Annotated in this window: 12 protein-coding genes; 7 read left to right on the forward strand and 5 right to left on the reverse strand. The window is 56.8% G+C overall.

Going from position 1 to position 18272, the window contains the following annotated elements; all coding sequences use genetic code 11:
• Positions 1-208: 208 nt before the first annotated feature.
• The 3 genes from ACGY09_RS20225 to ACGY09_RS20235 form a co-directional block, all read right to left on the reverse strand.
• The gene (locus tag ACGY09_RS20225) at positions 209-970 is read right to left on the reverse strand and encodes a DNA polymerase beta superfamily protein (protein ID WP_397569184.1); all 762 of its coding nucleotides are present in this window, start codon (positions 968-970) and stop codon (positions 209-211) included.
• Positions 967-1917 (reverse strand): DNA polymerase beta superfamily protein, encoded by a 951-nt coding sequence (locus ACGY09_RS20230; protein WP_397569185.1) that lies wholly within the window; start codon positions 1915-1917, stop codon positions 967-969. The genes ACGY09_RS20225 and ACGY09_RS20230 overlap by 4 nt, the downstream gene beginning before the upstream one ends.
• A 452-nt stretch (positions 1918-2369) precedes the next feature.
• Positions 2370-3407: a DUF1207 domain-containing protein gene (locus ACGY09_RS20235; RefSeq protein WP_397569186.1), complete on the reverse strand. Its 1038-nt coding sequence runs from the start codon at positions 3405-3407 to the stop codon at positions 2370-2372.
• A 421-nt stretch (positions 3408-3828) separates the two neighbouring features.
• On the opposite strand from ACGY09_RS20235, the gene ACGY09_RS20240 reads away from it, so the two are divergent.
• From ACGY09_RS20240 to ACGY09_RS20255, 4 genes are all read left to right on the forward strand, one after another.
• Entirely contained in the window at positions 3829-4503 is a 675-nt protein-coding gene (locus ACGY09_RS20240) for a TetR/AcrR family transcriptional regulator (RefSeq protein WP_397569187.1), read from the forward strand.
• Positions 4504-5416: 913 nt separating this feature from the next.
• Positions 5417-8335, forward strand: coding sequence for a PSD1 and planctomycete cytochrome C domain-containing protein (locus ACGY09_RS20245; RefSeq protein WP_397569188.1), 2919 nt, complete (start codon positions 5417-5419; stop codon positions 8333-8335).
• A gap of 4 nt (positions 8336-8339) precedes the next feature.
• A complete protein-coding gene (locus tag ACGY09_RS20250) occupies positions 8340-9728 on the forward strand; it encodes a DUF1501 domain-containing protein (RefSeq protein WP_397569189.1) in 1389 nt (462 codons plus the stop codon).
• 481 nt (positions 9729-10209) lie between these two features.
• Positions 10210-10962, forward strand: a complete 753-nt coding sequence (locus ACGY09_RS20255; RefSeq protein ID WP_397569190.1) for an NUDIX domain-containing protein — start codon at positions 10210-10212, stop codon at positions 10960-10962.
• A gap of 309 nt (positions 10963-11271) precedes the next feature.
• Here the strand turns inward: ACGY09_RS20255 and ACGY09_RS20260 are convergent, their stop codons facing one another.
• Positions 11272-12480 (reverse strand): pyridoxal phosphate-dependent aminotransferase, encoded by a 1209-nt coding sequence (locus ACGY09_RS20260; protein ID WP_397569191.1) that lies wholly within the window; start codon positions 12478-12480, stop codon positions 11272-11274.
• A 785-nt stretch (positions 12481-13265) separates the two neighbouring features.
• Here ACGY09_RS20260 and ACGY09_RS20265 point away from each other — a divergent pair.
• Both ACGY09_RS20265 and ACGY09_RS20270 read left to right on the forward strand, forming a co-directional pair.
• Positions 13266-13424 carry a hypothetical protein gene (locus ACGY09_RS20265; RefSeq protein WP_397569192.1) on the forward strand — a complete coding sequence of 53 codons (159 nt, stop codon included), beginning with the start codon at positions 13266-13268 and terminating at the stop codon, positions 13422-13424.
• A gap of 407 nt (positions 13425-13831) precedes the next feature.
• Complete coding sequence (locus ACGY09_RS20270; protein ID WP_397569193.1) at positions 13832-15103, forward strand: GspE/PulE family protein; 1272 nt, start codon at positions 13832-13834, stop codon at positions 15101-15103.
• A 68-nt stretch (positions 15104-15171) separates the two neighbouring features.
• Here the strand turns inward: ACGY09_RS20270 and ACGY09_RS20275 are convergent, their stop codons facing one another.
• A complete protein-coding gene (locus ACGY09_RS20275) occupies positions 15172-16299 on the reverse strand; it encodes a serine hydrolase domain-containing protein (RefSeq protein WP_397569194.1) in 1128 nt (375 codons plus the stop codon).
• 105 nt (positions 16300-16404) lie between these two features.
• Between ACGY09_RS20275 and ACGY09_RS20280 the strand changes: the two genes are divergently transcribed.
• The gene (locus ACGY09_RS20280; RefSeq protein ID WP_397569195.1) at positions 16405-18153 is read left to right on the forward strand and encodes a DUF885 domain-containing protein; all 1749 of its coding nucleotides are present in this window, start codon (positions 16405-16407) and stop codon (positions 18151-18153) included.
• The last annotated feature ends 119 nt before the right edge of the window (positions 18154-18272 follow it).

Genomic DNA, 18272 nt, shown 5'->3' on the forward strand with positions numbered 1-18272 from the left:
AGTGCATCTTCTGGACAATCACAGGCCAAATTGCTGCAGGCACTCTCCGAGCCGATCGTCTGAACAATGTTTTCACCTGGACACGAATCACCTGGCCCCGCTTTCGCTGACGGCAAACGACAGCCCGGCATCGTTACGGACCGGCCGGCGTCCTCCTGTTGCTCTGCAATACAGACGTCCACTGACAAAAGTTTGTGGGTGGAAGTCTTTACTTTGCTTCTGTCTTCAATCGGATTCTTACCAGTAAGTCATTCAATGCCGCAGTGCCGCTGGGGGTGTCCGGCAGCGGACTTTCTTCGAACGCTGTTTGCAATCCGGATCGTAAACGTTCGTATTCCTTCTGATGGAATTCGAAGTCTGCGGCTTCAAGGCGTCCTAATTCGGGTCCCCCCGTCTTTCGGTCGATCAGTTCCTTGATATAGGGCAGTCGGCTCTCGTCGTTCAGGTTGGTCAGGTTCGCTTCGACATTTCCCGTTCGCATCAGATGGATGCCTGTCAACAGCACACGATAGACGTAGAGCAGGGGTTTGACGTGGGGTGGGTCTGCCGTCTGAAAAAGCTTCCACTGCGTTTGAGCAAAACCAAGATAGTGGTGGGCATGGTGCCTGGTGAGGCAGTTTCTCGAAATGGCCTTCAATTCCTCGTGTTCCGGAGTTGTGTAGACAATCAGCGGCGACAGCAATTGTTCCAGCACGTACCCGTTCTTTTTCAGCATGAGGCCAAAGAACTTTTTGACATCATGTGTCACGAGATCAATTTCCAAGCCATCATCAATGCCCGACTTCTCGACAGTTTCACCGGTCGGGGTCAGCCCCACCACATCCTGGAGTGGTAGTAGATGAACGCCCCGTAAATCGAAATCGGAATCAGGTGAAGGAAAACCGTAAAGATGTGCGCCACTGATCGTGACGAACAAAAGCGGATAAGGGTGTGAATGCACCTGTTTTTCGAGCCTGGGATCACTGCTCATGGTAGCTCCTCCGACAACGCTGCTCTCCGGGCCCTCACAAGCAGTGCATTTGCCTGTTCGTAGTTGGGGCGTTCCGGCAACTTCGACCCTGACAATGCCCGATCGAATTCAGCGTGCAGGCTCAATCGCCACTTGTCAATTTCTTCCAAGGGGACTTCACCACGCTTAATTGCCAGCAGCAAGTCTCGGTGCTCGTCGACCCGCACTGGTACAAAACCGTGCTTCAGAACGGCGATGCCTGAAATCAGTAATCGAATCAGGTGCATCACATGCTTCCATTTGACTTCTCCCTGATTGCGAAGATCGGCCTGCATTTTTTTAAACTGGGACAGTACATAACCGTTATAGGTTTGATAGACCAATCGGGAGAGGAAGATGGTCCGCATTTCCAGCAGTTCACTTGCCAGCGGAGTCATCTTCTCGATCAGAGGTGAGTAGAGGCATTCGAGGACGTTGGGGTTCGCCTTGAGGGCCAAGGTGAGAAAACGCTGCAGTTCCCAATAATGCTCTTGCGTCTCTTGGCATTCAAGCTGTTCCGGCACGCCATGCAGCGACCAGTGCGATTCGGCCGGGGGCAGGAAGATGCCCCGGTAATCCGTGTCCGATTGATCATCGGCGAGTCCATAGGCGCGTGAGCCGATCACACAGCGAAGGATCACTCGATCATAGAGATTGCCGCGAGTCGAAGAGATCTGTACTTCACCGGATTCGCTTTCTTTGTACTGCGCCAGCAGTACCATCTCGGCTCGGTGCAATGCTGCTTCAAATCCGTCGTGAAACCGAACTCGACAAGTGGGATCGAGGTCTCCTGGAGAACGAACAATGATACCGACCGCCCCGCGTGGATGAACCGTCTGCCCATCTTGGCCGACGACATCACGCAGCGACACGACAAGCGCCCCTGTCGAATAGATCGGGCTTGGGCTCTGCTGCACTCGTTCATTCACGGTCGAACACCCCCATCCGCATCGGAGAACCGACGAGTTGATCTTTCGGCCGCGTGGAGAGGGACCTCACAGCTTTCGATGTTCGCCAGCAGCACATGCGGCCCACACCTGAAGTTTATGGTGGGACCACTCGAAGCCGCGATCCGAGTGACGGTCCTGTCAGGCAGGCAGCGGCTCACAATTGGCGTTGTAGTCGCTATCGGGTGTGGTCGGCAATGGGCGCTAAGTGACTTCCCGATCGAGTTCGACCTTTTGATCAGGTCCGACCGATCAAGGGCGGATTAACGCCGTCCATCGTTTGCAACCTGTCCGCTGAAAACTTTCTTCAAAGCAATCAGCCTCGCCTCAGCAAACATCGTCCACTTTTCAAACGCGGGGGGCAAAGAGGACTGTCGGAAGGACGAGTGGAGCGATGTTGCGATGTTGCGATGGGGTCACGGATTTGTTCTCGCCTAGAAATCGTACCATAATCCGCAGCCGATTTGCTGTTCGTTTTCACGATAGAAAGAGTACTGAGGGCTGCCGCCGTTATAGTAATGCAGGCCCGTTCGTAAGGTTCCGGCCGTCCGGCCTTCCCCTTTCCACGCCCATCCCGCCTGGATACTGACATTCCCGCTATAATCAAGTTCTTCGCGAAGGTGGCCGTTTACTGCCAGAAACGGAGCACCTTGAACGCCGGTCGGACGTACGGGACCCCAATCAAACCCTACCTGAAGGTGCAATGGTTCAGCAAAGTCGGACCGCACGGCGTAGTCGATTTCTCCATACAATCGGAACTCGGGAACAACATAGTATGAGTAGCCGAGATAGAACGAGTTACGGAAATAGTCAATTCGCGAGACTGAGGGATGAAACTTCAGGAACTCATCACCCATGTGAGAACTGACATGATAGAATCCGAATTTCCAGGCATGAGGTCCGCGCCGATAGGTCAATGGAATGTCGTATCGATAATCGGTCCCCGTCATGTCCCAGTCATCCGTGTCCGTGTTCTGTCTGAGATTCGCCCCTCCGAGAAGATCGAGCTGAAATCCCTCATCTGCATTGGGGTTGCCAAATCGCACAATGCCGAAACGACCGCCGATCTGTGAGTCGAGAGAGTTGTGTCCTCCTGAGTCACTGACGGCGCGTGTGGAGAGCCGTGGTTCCGCCGTACTGGCCCAGTAAGTGTGGTACAGAAATCCCTGCGGCAGAAACTTCCAGCTCCATTCCGTTGCGGGTTGAGATGGCAATACAGACGGGGGTACAGCCGGCACACTCGCATTCTCGGCAAATACCGACGAATCCATCCCATCGCGATCTCGTTCAGGAAACGTGGCTTCGACAAGAGGGGCCTGTCGCGAGGGGTCGTAAAGCGGAGGCGGGGACTGTGCCAAAAGAGTCGGCAGGCCGAACGGACTGCTGCACAATGTCGTAAGCAGCAGGACGCTCGTACCCAACGCAATTGGAAAACGAATGCGCGCTCGCCTGAAGAGCGGTTGCCCATTCATATGAGACTCCCTGTTTGCGGGACTGCGAGATTTGGTCGATGGTTTGAGCGAAAGATGTATCGATGACGGCTACGGCAGTCTTTCCGTTGCCCCGAAAGGGTTCAGCATGTCGAGGACGGAGATGACAACTCTGAGCAGGCTCTAGCGATGCCATTGAATTTCGAACTGATTATCTGCATGAAACTGAGCACTGGACGCGATCGGGCAGTGAATGACTTTCCCTGCGCGCGGCGGTGCGCGTGGTGTCACAGGAGCATAGGCGGATTGTGGATTTCTGTCAAATTCAAATTTGAATTTAGTTGTTTCGGTGGTGGAAGTGATTGTGTTAAGATTTGCGGTAATCGGGCAGAGAGAGACTCGCCTGCTCTGTTGTTTCTGCGAATCCCGATTCGGTAATGGCCCAAGCGATTGCGAGAACTGAATGAAGAAGTCCTCTCAGAAATCCCCGCAGCAGAAGCCGAGTTCCGACAGTGCGAATACACGAGAATTGTTACTGGAAGTGGCGGGGCAAATCTTCGCGGAGAAGGGCTTTGACCGCACGACCAGCAAAGAAATTACGTTAAAGGCTGGCACTAACATCGCTGCGGTGAATTACCATTTTGGGGGAATTGAGGGACTTTACGCTGCCGTGCTGGAAGAGGCGGGCATCCTGCGCATCAGTTCTGCTGATTTGCGGGCTGCGGTCGACGGACAACCTGATGCCGAGGCCAAGCTCAAAGCGTTTCTCAGGCTGTTCATCCAGGCGATGACCAGCCCGGCAGCCTCATCGTGGAGGCTGCGAGTTTTGATACGGGAATTTGCTGCGCCGACTGTGACGGATCAATCGGCTCACAACAAAGATCTCGCTCAGAAGATGTCGGTTCTGAAAGGGATCGTCAGTGAAGTAACCGGCTTGCCCGAGGACCATCCCGCAGTGGCGCGCGGTTGCATCAACGTACTTTCGCCTTGCTTCCTGCTGGCGATTTGCGACCGCCCGACGCTCAAACGTGCCTATCCCCAGTTTGGTTTACAACCCGAGGACGCACCCGCCCTGATCCAGCACATGGCGTTATTTGCGCTGGCTGGCCTCGCGGCTGTCGCACGAGACGCAAGTTGATCGTGCTCGACTGTGTTCCCATTCCCTCGCGGGACACTCTGCGGCCCAAGGATGACATCTGTGCCCGAGGCTGCGGGAACGCGCGTCACGCCGTGTACTGATGGCCTTAGAAATACTGTCCCTGCTTCATCAGGCAGGATTGGATTTATCGATTCTGGACGATGTCGTACGCCAGTGACGGATCCCTGAAGGGCATCTGCGACCAGCACAGAACTTCGCCTGGTCTTCTATCTGAAGGGACTATTGTCGGGTTCCGATATCGGTCAACCACCCGCGACCCGCCTCCCCCAGTTACTGGCCCGACTGCTGCAGGTCTGATCTGCGTCGAAATCTCTTGAGGCTGTATGCACCAGGCACGCAGCGCGTGGACTCGCTTTCGCTGACCGTAAACGACAGCTTCGCATCGTGACGCCACGGCTCGCGGCCTCCGTTTGCTCTGCAACCCAGATGTCCAAAGCGATGCCCGGGGCCACTCCTCGACCTGGCCAGGTGCTGCGGCGCCTCTGGAGCCAACGACGAACTTGTAGTGCGTAACGGAAAATGAGGCTGTCCAATTCCTTGCGGCAGGGGAGTGGGCGGAGGGAAGGTGCCCGAGAGTTGCGGTCGGCACCGGTTAGACGGACTGATGGGATGGGAGGGGGGTGCGAACGGCGAAATCGCGCGAGAGGAAAGTTGATTGGAGTCGATCTGAGAAACTGGGCAGGGGCAAGAACAGTGTACGGATGGTCTTGCGCTTTTTGAAATTGGGAAATGAGCCCAAAATGGCCAAACCGGTTTTCTCATTTACGAGTCATATCGTTAAACTTAGATGGGTTGAGGGCTCCTCGCCGATTCTTGCTGCCCGGGCAGACGTCTGTGGTCGGTGAAGGCGGGTGGGGACGCGCAGTACTGCTATCAAAAGAAGAGACGTACGATGAGTCAAAGTTTGAATCTGATGCAGAATGAACGAGGTCAGCGCAGGGCCTCGTTCCCGGTGCAGACGAGGCGATGGGGCCTGACGGCAACAGTCGTCTTCTGCATGGTGACGTACGGCAGTTACGCGGCGGCCGATGTCAGTTTTGGCAAACAGATCCGCCCGCTGCTGGCCGAACACTGTCTGAATTGCCACGGTCCGGACGAACAGCGTCGAGAGGCGGGGTTGCGACTGGATCAGGAGGCCAGCAGCAAGCAGTCGGCCATCGTGGCTAATCAGCCGGATCAGAGTGAGCTGATCAAACGAATCACGTCGACGGATCCGGATCTGCGAATGCCGCCGGCTGAACATGGCAAAAGTCTCACTGAAGCCGAGATTGCACTGCTTCGCAAATGGATTGCCGAAGGGGCGCGATTTGAAGACCACTGGGCGTTTGAGCGGATCCAGAAGCCACCTGTTCCGGAAACCCGATCGTCCGCGTCGACGGAAATTGATCGATTTATCGTCGCCGCGCTGGAAGAGCAGGGGCTTCAGTTGTCGCCCCGGATTTCGCGCGAGCAATTGATCCGTCGTGCGACGTTCGATCTCACCGGTTTGCCGCCGACATGGGATGAGGTGACAGCATTCGTTCACGATCAGTCTCCCAATGCCTTCGAGAAAGTCATTGATCGGCTGTTAGACTCACCTCGCTATGGGGAACGCTGGGGACGACACTGGCTCGACATTGCGCGCTATGCGGACACGCACGGTGGGAGTGCGATTGGATACACGAAGTTTCCGTTTTCCTACACCTTCCGTGACTACGTCATCAATGCGCTGAATGCCGATGTTCCTTACAACCGGTTCATCGTCGAGCAGCTGGCTGCAGACCAGATCGGACTTCCCGAGAATGATCCAGCCCTGGCGGGACTGGGCTTTTTGACTGTCGGGATGCAGTACCGCAGCGTGCACGACTTGATCGACGATCAGATCGATGTGGTGAGTCGTGGTCTGCTGGGGCTGACGGTCGCGTGTGCCCGCTGTCACGATCACAAGTTTGATGCCATTCCAACCACGGATTACTACGCGCTTTATGCGACTTTCGCGAGCAGCCATGCGGTGGAACTCCCTCCCATGATTGGTACTCCTGCGGTGACCGATCAATTCAAGGCTTACGAGAAGGAACTGGCGAAGCGGCAGGTCGGTTACCAGGAGATGGCTCGCGATCAGGCGGAAGTGATGCGGACGCGAATCCGGATGCAGGTGGGTTTGTATCTGATTGAACTGGCCAAGGGGACGCCCGAGCAGGATCTGTCTGCGGCCTTTCTTTCCTACCGTACCGACGACGTGCGGCCGCTGGTGCTGAACCGCTGGCGCGACTATCTGTCCAAAATGCCCGCCGACGATCCGGTCTTCGGACTCTGGGTGCAGCTCTTCAAAGTCGAGCCCGGTGAATTCGCCGCACGCTGCAGCGAACTGGTTGCCAGCATGAAGGCCGCGAACGGTGATCCGAAACAATTCGCCAACGAGCAAAGCCTGGGACTGCATGCCCCTGCCTGGAATCCGCGCGTTATTGATGCGGTCGAGAAAAAGCAGCCAAAGACGCTGATCGAGTTGGCGGAAGCCTACGGTCAACTATTCGCAGACGTGCATCGGGCGTGGCTCAAGTCACTGCTGGAGACCTCCCTGGCGAGCGCCGTTGGAGCGACGATTCTACCTGATGAGGATCCCGGCCATGCCGAGATCAACAGTCCCATTGCGCGTCAGTTGCGTCGGCACCTCTATTCAACTGATACGCCGACCGCGATGTCCGACGAGATTTCCGTCAGATTGCTGAATCGAACTGTCAGTGACACGCTGGCTGGCCGCAAGGGGGCGATTCACGATCTGCAATTGAACTCGCCCGGTTCACCCCCACGGGCGATGACGCTGGAAGAATCGAAGAACCCGCCGTCATTCCATGTCTTTCTGCGGGGGAATTCCCTGAGTCGAGGTGAAGCCGTGCCGGCTCGCTTCCTGACGGCCCTGTCTCACCAGAACGCGCCCGCATTCCGCGACGGGGAACGGCGACTGGGACTCGCCCAGGCGATCGTGGCTCCTGACAATCCACTCACGCGACGCGTGGTTGTGAACTGGGTCTGGCAGAACCATTTCAATCAGGGATTGGTGAGAACACCGGATGATTTCGGGACGCGCGGTTCCCCCCCCACGCATCCCGAACTGCTGGACTATCTGGCAACGACTTTCTCGGACGACGGTTGGTCAATCAAGAAGCTCCATAAGCGGATTATGCTGTCAGGCGTCTATCAGCAGGGGGCCGTTGAAAGCGCCGAAAGCCGGAACAAGGATCCGCTCAATGAACTTTTGTGGCGGATGCCGCGCCGACGACTGGAGATGGAAGCGATGCGCGATTCCATGCTGGCCGTTTCCGGCGAACTGGATCTGACGCCCGGAGGACGGCCGATCGATCTGAGTGCGGAACCGGTGGTTCCTCGACGCAGCATTTATGGTTTTATCAATCGCGATATCGTTTCGAGTTTGTCGAGTACTTTTGACGGAGCCAACCCGATCACCTGTACGGCCAAACGGCCCGACACGAATGTCCCGCAGCAGGCCCTGTATGCATTGAATTCGGGGTTCATTCAAGACCGGGCGGTCAAGCTGGCCGGACGTGCTCAGGCTGCTGCAACGGATCCGGATGAACGGGTTCGCTGGATCTATCGTTCGCTGCTTTCGCGTGATCCTGATGCCGAGGAGCTTCGCGTGGCGCGTGCCTTTGTCGACGCGAATCTGTCTGCCGTCAGTCAGGCCGGGAATGCCCGTTCGCCGGACGGGGCTGCGGCTGCAGTACCACCTCAAGAGACCAAAACACCAGTTGATCCGTGGAGTCAACTGGCTCACGCATTGCTTGCTTCTAACGAATTTATCTTTTTGGACTGAACCCATGCAAAATTTTCTACAACCTAATCGGCGTGAATTCCTGGGGCGTTGTGGACTGGGGGTCGGCTCGGTCGCGTTGGCCAATCTGCTGGCCAGTGAAGGGGACGCTGCCACGCAGACTCATTTTCCTGGTAAGGCTCAGCACGTGATTCACGTGTTCCTGAACGGGGGGATGTCGCAGGTCGATACGTTCGATCCGAAGCCGGAACTGACCAAACGAGCGGGGCAGATGTTGCCGTTCGAGAACCTGCAGACCGAACGTAAAACGGGAGTGGCGCTCCCTTCCCCCTTTACGTTCAAACAACACGGTGAAAGCGGGATTCCGATCAGTGACATCTGGCCGAATCTGGCGACCTGTGCCGACGATCTGGCGGTTGTTCGCTCGATGTACGCGGAGTTGCCGAGCCATGAAATGATGCTGCTGCTGATGAATACCGGGCACTCCCGTCTGGTTCGACCCAGCTTCGGGTCGTGGCTGAACTGGGGCATGGGAAGTGATAACCAGAATCTTCCCGGCTTCATCGTCCTCTGTCCTGGGGGGTTGCCGGTCGCCGGAGCGGGGAACTGGCGTTCCTCATTCCTGCCCGGGGTCTATCAGGGGACACTGGTCGATACGGCGCAGACCGATCCGACGCGTTTGATCGAACATATTCGCAATGAACGATTGTCGTCTCAGCAGCAGCAATCGCAGTTTCAGCTGCTGCAGACGATCAACCAGCGTCACCTGGCCTCACGACCGGGCGAAGCGGCTCTGGAAGCGCGGATCGAATCGTTTGAGATGGCGTATCGGATGCAGGTCGAGGCGACGGATGCATTCGATATCAGTCAGGAGCCGGAACATATCCAGAAAATGTACGGGGAAGGGCCACAGAACCGGCAACTGCTGATCGCGCGGCGACTGGTCGAACGGGGTGTCAGATTTGTCCAAACCTGGCACGGTGCGATGCAGCCCTGGGACAGCCATTCCAACATCAAGGACGAACATGGCAAATGTGCCAGTGAGTGCGATCAGGGACTGGCGGCGTTAATCAAGGATTTGAAGCAGCGCGGCCTGCTGGACAAGACGCTGATTCTGTGTACCGGTGAATTTGGTCGAACACCTTCGGTGGAGATGGGGCAGAACGGATCGGGTGCATCGCAAGGTCGCGACCACAACCATTGGGGCTTCTCGCTCTGGATGGCAGGCGGGGGGATCAAGGGGGGGACCATCTACGGTGCTACGGACGACTTTGGTTTCAAGGCGGTCGAAAACCCGGTCTCGGTTCACGACCTTCATGCAACCATGTTGCACCTCTTGGGATACGACCACGAACGATTGACGTACCGGTTCGCCGGTCGTGACTACCGCCTGACAGATCTCTCGGGAACGGTCGTCCGCGATATTCTTGCGTAAGGCAAACGAGCCATACTCGGAGGGGAATACCCCAGAGGGAGAGTACCGGACGACTACGAGCGGACCAGGTGTTTTTTTCTTGAGAGAACGGGTTGTGGCTGACGCCGCCCCGGTCGCCGCGATGACACGGCAGCCGGGCGGCGTTTTTTTTGACGGTGACAATGCCTCGCGAATAATCGGGCGGCCTGACGGGTGCACTGCCAGCGCTGGACAACTCTCGCTCCGCAAATTCGCTCCCGTCTTGGGCCGTTTGACAGATCGGGATTTCCGTTCACGGGAATGCCGTCTTGTATTGAAGGGGGGTGGGACCCGACAATATGGCTGGCCATCCAAATCCCCGGCGAATAGGTCTGGGGCTCCCCGGATTAAGGAAATCGCGTGAGCGACTCATCGGCGAGTCGATGCTGTCGGCTGCGGTGGCCGTCGATTGTGGTATCCGCCTGATTTCCGTTGCGAGACTTGCATGAGGGCACTTGACGTGATGGCCCCAACCAAACATCGAAAGCAAAGCGAGAAAAGCTATCCACCTCGCTTCCCAGTGGAAGAGTCACAGGCGGCTTGGGATCTGCCTTTCCCAGAGTATGATCCGCCCGAGTACACGGCGCCTCAGGTATTTGAACATGAAGGGGACTGGGCCGATCCGGCTGATGTCAAAGCGGTGAACCGCCCGTTCGTGACTCGAACCGACCGCGGTGAAGTCCCCGTACGTGTCGATGAAGGGGGGCGGCCATTGAATCCGCTGGGACGGACTGGAATCCGTGGAAGGGGATTGCTCGGCAAGTGGGGGAGAAATCTCGCGGGAGACCCGCTGGTAACGTCGGTCGATCCGGAGACGGGGCGCCTGCAGGTTCTGGTGATCGAGCGGGGGGATTCCGGCGCATGTGCACTTCCGGGCGGGATGGTTGACGAAGGGGAAGCCATTTCCGAGACGGTCGCTCGAGAACTGCGGGAAGAGACGGGGGCGGATCTCTGCTTCCAAACTTCCAAAGTGCTCTATGCCGGGATCGCCGATGATCCTCGCAACACAGATCATGCATGGATGGAAACCACAGTGCTGCATCAGCATTTGAATCCGGCCGCGCGGGCCGGGCTGCGGTTGAGAGCGGGTGACGATGCTCGTGCGGTCCGTTGGGCCGATGTGGATGAATTACTTCTCGGGTCGATGCATGCAAGCCATCAGGGTTTTGTCCGCCTGGCGCTGCAGGAACTCCAGCAAACCGCTCCGCCCAATTGAGGGAACAGCAATCTTCTTCAGGCTGGTAACCGGGAAGCAGCCCTAGCGAAATAGAGATCAACGTGTCGTGAAAAACGGACGGATCTCATGTGGGTTTGCAGCTGGAAATCAGGCCCAGGTTGGGGGGACTGCGGACGGCGTTGCGGATCGCCTGTGAGCCGTGGTTGTTTTCGAAGGAATGGAGAAACGAAAAGACCGCGCCGTCTGTGATGACGACGCGGTCTTTTCTGCGGATGATCGGCGGTCAATTGCAGGGGACGTTTTGGTCGAGCGACTGCAAATGACGCCTGTCTTTTGCCACCGTAACGGTCAGCCGTTCAGGAACTTCTCGATCGCGTCCAGGCCGGCTTTGATTTGTTCCAGGCTGGTGGCAAACGAGAGACGGACGTAGCCGGGGGCACCGAAGGCGTCGCCGGTGACCAATGCGACGTGAGCGTGTTCGAGCAGGGCGTTGCAGAACTCGGAGGCATTCTGGACCTGGGCTCCCCCCATCAGTTTCTTGCCGAAGCAGGAACTGACGTTGAAGAACGCGTAGAATGCACCGCCTGGTTCGGCGAAAGTGATTCCGTAGCGTGACCGCCAGGGTCGCATGCGTTCCATGACGTAGTCGCGGCGTTTCTCGAATTCGACCCGCATTTCTTCAACGCTGTCTTGCGGACCATTCAGTGCTTCCACGGCGGCATACTGGCTGATGCTGCAGGGATTCGAGGTTTCCTGGCTTTGCAGGTTGTCCATGGCCTTGATGACTTCGACGGGACCGATGGTCCAGCCAATTCGCCAGCCGGTCATGGCGTACGCCTTACTGACACCACTGACGATAATGGTCCGGGCGGCCACGTCCGGTCCGAAGCTGGCAAAGCAACGGAATTCGGCTCCGGGATAGATCAGCTTTTCATAGATTTCGTCGGAAAGGACGAGGATGTTCTTTTCAACGGCGACTCGCGCGAGGGCCTCGAGTTGGGCAGCGGGATACGTTGAACCTGTGGGGTTGGAAGGATTGTTCAGCATCAGCAGCCGTGTTTTGGGCGTGATGGCATTGATGAACTGTTCAGGCGACATGCAGAAGCCGCTCTCTTCGGTTGTATCGACGAGCACGGCAGTGGCGCCAGCCAATTCGACCAGAGCGCTATAGCTGACCCAGTAGGGGGCAGGGATGATGACTTCATCACCGGGTCCGCACAACGAGGCGATGACGTTATGAATCGAATGTTTGGCGCCGTTTGATATCAGAACCTGGCTGGGACTGAACGTCAGTCCGTAGTCTCGTTTGTAGGCAGCGCAAACCGCGCTCTTCAATTCGGGGATCCCGCCTGAAGGGGTGTAATGCGTGTGTCCGGCGTTCATCGCGGCAATGGCGGCATCGCGCACGTTGGCCGGAGTATTGAAGTCCGGTTCCCCCAAGGTGAAGTCGAGGACGGCGATCCCTTTCGACTTCAATTCCTTCGCTTTGGCGGCAGCCGCCAAAGTGGCTGAGGGCTTCAATTTTCGTAGCGCGGGGGACAGGACGATGGATGTCATGGAAACTGTTTCTGCGGACAAAAGCAAAGGTCGATCAGGAGACTCAATTCAGGCGAATTGTTCTACCCCCGGCAAGGGGAGTCAAGGCTACGGCCGGTTTCGCCCGTTCCCGCCGCCCCGAGTGGTTGCGGTTGTTAACGTTTTCGTCAGCTTGACGTCACTGGGACGAATCGCTGCTGAGAAAACCAGTAAAGTTTCGGAATATTCAGAATATTCCAATAAGTTTACCGCATCGTGCACGCTGAACAAGCCGATGTACTCTGTGTTGAAACGTGAGACTTATAACGAACGTGCGGACAGAATTTGTCGATACACGCAGACGCAAGTCTCGTTCGCACGCAACGTAAGTCGCGGAATAGGTTCACCGTTTCAGTATCTCTTGCGGATATTCCGTCGATGCGAAATTTGATCAGCGGACCTTCTTACGGGCGGACGCCTGAACCCGAGCCTCGTCATCTGTCTCAAGCAGAATTGGCTAAAAAGAAGCAACAGGCCAAGCCTGGTGTCGCGAACGGTTACGTCAACGACACACCCACTAGTTTATTGAAGTTGCGTAATGACCAATTTGAACAAACTATTGTCCAACAACAGATTCCGCTTGACGCAATTGCCGAACGGTTTTACGATCGAACTCACTGGGTGAGTGGTAAGTTTCAAGGACGAAACACTACTCAGAGATAGAGTGTCGCGTTTTCGAGTTGTTTCTCTTGCTAGGGTGCCAAAGAGAGACAGCGAGTTACCAAAACCGGTACCCAATGCCTCCCCCCCACAAGGAGCCACGGATTATGGCTACGAAGAAAGCTGCCCCTGCTAAGACGACCGATAAGGCCCCGGCAACCAAGGCTGCTAAGGCCGCCAAGCCAGCCAAATCTGCCAAGGCCAAGCCAGCAACGAAGCCTGCCGCGAAGGCAACCAAGGCTGCCAAGCCCGCCGCGAAGAAGTAAGCTTTGCGACATCTTTACTACAGCAATCCCAGCAGGCCGGAACTTCGTTCCGGCCTGTTGTTTTAGGGGTTGGTTCACGAGTTAACGCAGCTCCCGGCAGCTTGTGTTTGCAGCGTGGGACACCCTCCCTCAATGTGGTTCCCGCCGACCTTCTTCTTTGAGAATCTTGGTGCCACGTTCTGAAGAACGTAAATGAGCTTCTGTAAGAAACCAGTTTTTTGTGGTCAGGACGTTATGCTGAGACGTTGGCCATGAGAGAAGACAGAAGGCTTTCGCTGAATACGGCCCTCTGCAGATGGTGCAGCGTCCCAGGTTCGGGCGTCGCCTGGGGGGAAATGTCGATCGTTCCCGGTCCTTGAAGTTGATGTTTCCGTATTCTGATCAGGAGAGAGGGAGTGGCGGCGCAGATGTCTCCCAACTTTGTTACGAGCACCGGAAAAGGAACCCTCGCTTCCGACCCGGTGTCACAGACGAACCTGACGCTGGCAGAAAAGTTCATCCAGAGTGCTCCGCAAGTTCCCCCCACGCATCCGAAGTACGCGACGGAACTGGTTGCGACGACGTTAAAAGGGGCGTGCGAGGCGGGAGCCAGTGATATCCACTTCACGGTCGGTGCCTCGGAGATGGAGATTCTCTGGCGGATTGACGGGGTCCTCCAGTCGGTAGCGACGATTCCCAAAGCCGTTGCACCCAACGTGATCGCCCGGCTGAAAGTTCTGGCCGAACTGCTGACCTATCGCACGGATGTGCCTCAGGAAGGGAGACTGCGCGAGTCTGTGGCGGACGTCGAGATGCGACTGAGCACCTTTCCGACGCTCTATGGCGAGAAAGGGGTCGTGCGACTTTTTGCGACTTCGGAGCAGTACCGCTGGCCATCGGATCTGGGCCTGCCCGAGGATCTGCTCGAGGAATTGCTGGATTTGCTGCATGAGACCAGTGGTGCCATTCTCGTTACCGGGCCTGCGGGAAGTGGGAAGACGACCACCGCCTATGCTTGTCTGCGTGAACTTCAGCGTGTGGCGGGGAATGGAAAAAGTCTGGTGACTCTCGAGGATCCGATCGAAAGTGTGCTGCCGGGAGTTTCACAGTCGCCTGTGAACCGCACGGCTGGCTTCGACTATGCCACTGGCTTACGTTCGCTGATGAGACAGGATCCGGACGTGATTCTGGTCGGTGAGATCCGGGACCGCGAGACCGCCGAAACGGTCTTTCAAGCCTGTCTGACAGGGCATCTGGTCATTTCGACCTTTCATTCGGGGCGTGCGGCCGAGTCGATCAGTCGCCTGAGTGATATGGGGATCGAACCCTATCTGATCCGTACGGGACTCAGAGCGATCATTGGACAGAGGTTATTCCGGCGGCTTTGCGATTGCGCTGTCTGGAGTGACGTCGAGGCCGATCGTCTTGGTCTGACAACCGGTTCCGTACGGATCCCCCAGGGGTGTTCCCGCTGCAATGGAACGGGTTACCGTGGCCGTCTGCTGCTGGCGGAACTGTTAAGGCCAGATCTGAAAGAGGTGGGGCGGGTGATATTGAACCGAGGCGATGCCACGGAAATTCAAGAGACCGCAGAGCAGCACGGATTTCTGAGCATCAATCAACGGGCCACGCACGCCGTTACAAAGGGATGGACCAGCCCCGCGGAAGTTCGTCGCGTCCTGGGCTTTCGTGATCGGTAAACATCCCTGAGCTGATCCCCGGACCTGGGAAAACGGCGCGAGAAGTCAGGAGGAGACTTCGTTCGGCGCTATTGCCAGGCTGCAGCAATCGTGTTGGAAAGCCGAGAGAGATACTTGCCCGAGGGTTCCTGGGGCAGAGTCGTCAGGATCAGAGCAAAGATTTCCGCGTCCGGGTCGATCCACAGCACGGTCCCCGTTGCCCCCCAGTGTCCGAAGGTGCGTGGGCCAAGCAGGTCTCCGAAGTTGGCACTGTGAGCGGGCCAGTTGAGACGCCATCCCAGCCCCCAGGGGCGGCAGCGACGTTCCTCATCGGCAACGTCTCGCATCGATTGAAGTTGATTCCGTGTGGCGGCGTCGATGGCTGCAGGTGACAAGAGCCGCTCCCCCGATCGCGTGATACCTCGCCGCAGCAGGAACTGTGCAAACAGCGACAGGTCTTTAGCAGTCGTTAACATTCCTCCCCAGGGAGCCCCTAATTGCCGCCAGTAGCGACTGTTCCAGTTCCATTCGGTTCCCGATGCCTGAGATTCCGGTACCACACAAGGGGTGACACGTAGCATGTTCGCGGACTGACCTTCGTACCATTCATCCGGGGCTCCGAGCGCCGAATCCTGCATCCCGATCGGCTGGAAGAGTTCTTCCTGAATAAACTGTGCACAGCTTTTGCTGCTGACACGGGCGATGATTTCACCCAGAACCGCAAAGCCCATGCTTTGATAGAGCACACCCCGTCCCGGTGGGAAGGCAAGTGGTTCTTCGCATGTTCGTTCGACAAACCGCTCAAGGCTGGCATGTGCCTGTCGCAGCTCCTGATTGTCGGGCAGCATGTCGGGCAAACCGGAGGTATGGGTCAGCAGATGCCGCAGTTCGACACCGTGCTTGGAATTCCGTCCGAACTCGGGAATGTAGTCGGTGACTCGGTCGGCCAGGGTAAGCTGGCCTCGCTCGATGAGCAGCAGCGCGGCTGTGGCGACGACAGGTTTCGTGATGGACGCGATGAGGAAAATGGGATCTGCGTTATGAGTCGCCTCAGTGTGCTCGTGAAATCGCCCTGTATGGAAGCAGCCTGAAATCTCGCTGGTGGTCCCCGTCGCAGCGGCCAGGCAAGGCAGTACGTCAGTGTCGCACCAGTGATTGGCCAGGTCGGCGACAGACTGCCAGCGTTGGGGATGGAGCGTCGGGAGAGATTGGGTCATGTCGAGTTTCGTCTCATTTCAGTGTGCCACAAGCTTCTAAGCCCCCTTGAGGTTGATGTACCATAAGGAAAACAAGCGTCGCTCGGCAATTCTGGAGTTATCGGTATGCACTCGTCGTCGTTGATCGTCGTGGTGGCTTTGCTGATGGGGCCGCTGGTGACGATGGCCAGTGAACCCTCTGAGCAGTTGCGAAGATTGTTCGAGGAGGAATGGCAGTCCAATCTGCGAGAATTTCCCGTCACGGCGACGCACCTGGGAGATGACCGCTACAACGATCGATGGGCGGATGTCAGTCTGGCCGCAATCGCCCGGCGGGAGGCACACCAGCGTGAAGTCCTGCAGAGACTGAACGCGATCCGATCGAATGAGCTGACACCCGCTGAACGACTCAATCAGAAGCTCTACCGCCGCGAGCTGGAGACCGAACTGGAAGAGTATCCCTATCAGTGGCATCTTGTCGTACTCAATCACCGTGACGGAATCCAGGACGAGAATTCGGTCGCGGATGCCTGCCGATTTATCTCTCGGAAAGATTATGAAGACTGGCTGGCAAGACTGAGGTCGTTTCCAGAGTACATGGACCAGACCATCGAATTGCTGCGGCGTGGAGTGGCAGAACGGATGGTGCAACCACAGGTCGTGATGCAGCGTCTTCCCGCGCAGATCCGGCGTCAACTTGTGGACGATCCGACAACCAGCCTTTACTACAAGCCTTTTAAATCGTTCCCGGCCGAGATCGCTGAAGCAGATCGATTGCAACTTCAGCATGAAGCACAGGCCGCGATTCAGGAACGGATCGTCCCCTCCTATCGAAAACTGCTGGAATTCTTCGAACGAGAGTATTTCCCCGCCTGCTTGCCGAATGTCGGGGCATGGCAATTACCGCAGGGGCAGGAGTTGTATGCGTATCTGGCTCGCAAGCACACAACGACCAGCTTAACGCCGCAGCAGATCCACGATATCGGTGTCAGCGAGGTCGCTCGAATACGTTCAGAGATGGAACGAATCAAGCAGCAGGTGGGCTTCGAGGGGACGCTCAACGAGTTCTTCACGCACCTGCGAACTTCGCCTGAGTTCCATTACACCGATGCCAATGATCTGCTGGCCGCCTACACCGCCTTTGTGAAACGGGTTGATCCGGAGCTGCCGCGAGTTTTTAAGAAGCTGCCGCGGATCCCCTTCAGCATTGAAGCGATTCCCGCTCATATGGCTCCTGATACGACCACTGCTTACTATCGTCCCCCTTCGGCAGATGGATCCCGCCCGGGGACCTATTTTGTCAATCTGTATAAGCCTGAAACCCGTCCGAAGTTCGAGATTGCCGCCCTGTCGCTGCATGAAGCAATGCCCGGCCACCATCTGCAGATTGCCCTCGCGACCGATCTGGTGGATGTCCCCGAGTTCCGCAAACATGCCCACGTGACTGCCTTCGTCGAAGGCTGGGCCCTCTACAGCGAAAGTCTCGGCGAAGAGATGGGACTGTATGACGATCCGTACTCCAAGTTTGGGCAATTGACCTACGAGATGTGGCGCGCCGTGCGCCTGGTCGTCGATACGGGTATGCATTCGCTGAAATGGTCTCGTGAACAGGCCATTGCCTATTTTCAGGCGAATGCGCCGAAAAGTGAGCTCGATATCGTCAATGAAATCGATCGTTACATCGCCTGGCCCGGGCAGGCCCTGGCTTACAAAATTGGTGAACTGAAAATCAAGGAACTCCGGCAGCGAGCAACCAAGGCGCTGGGGCCTTCATTTGACTTGCGTGACTTCCACGATGTCGTACTCAGGAATGGTGCGGTCCCGCTGGATGTGCTGGAAGAGATTGTCGATGAATGGATTCAAGCCGGAAAATAACGAGCCGTGTGTCGAAGGCCCTGTTGCCATCGCAGAGCTGCTTTATGAGCCCGTCTGACGCCAGTGTTAAATGTGACAGCGTTAAGTGTAACTGGGCCTCCTGTCGCTGAACCTGATCG

Origin of the sequence: Schlesneria sphaerica (assembly GCF_044336245.1) — a bacterium.
Classification (GTDB): Bacteria; Planctomycetota; Planctomycetia; order Planctomycetales; family Planctomycetaceae; genus Schlesneria; species Schlesneria sphaerica.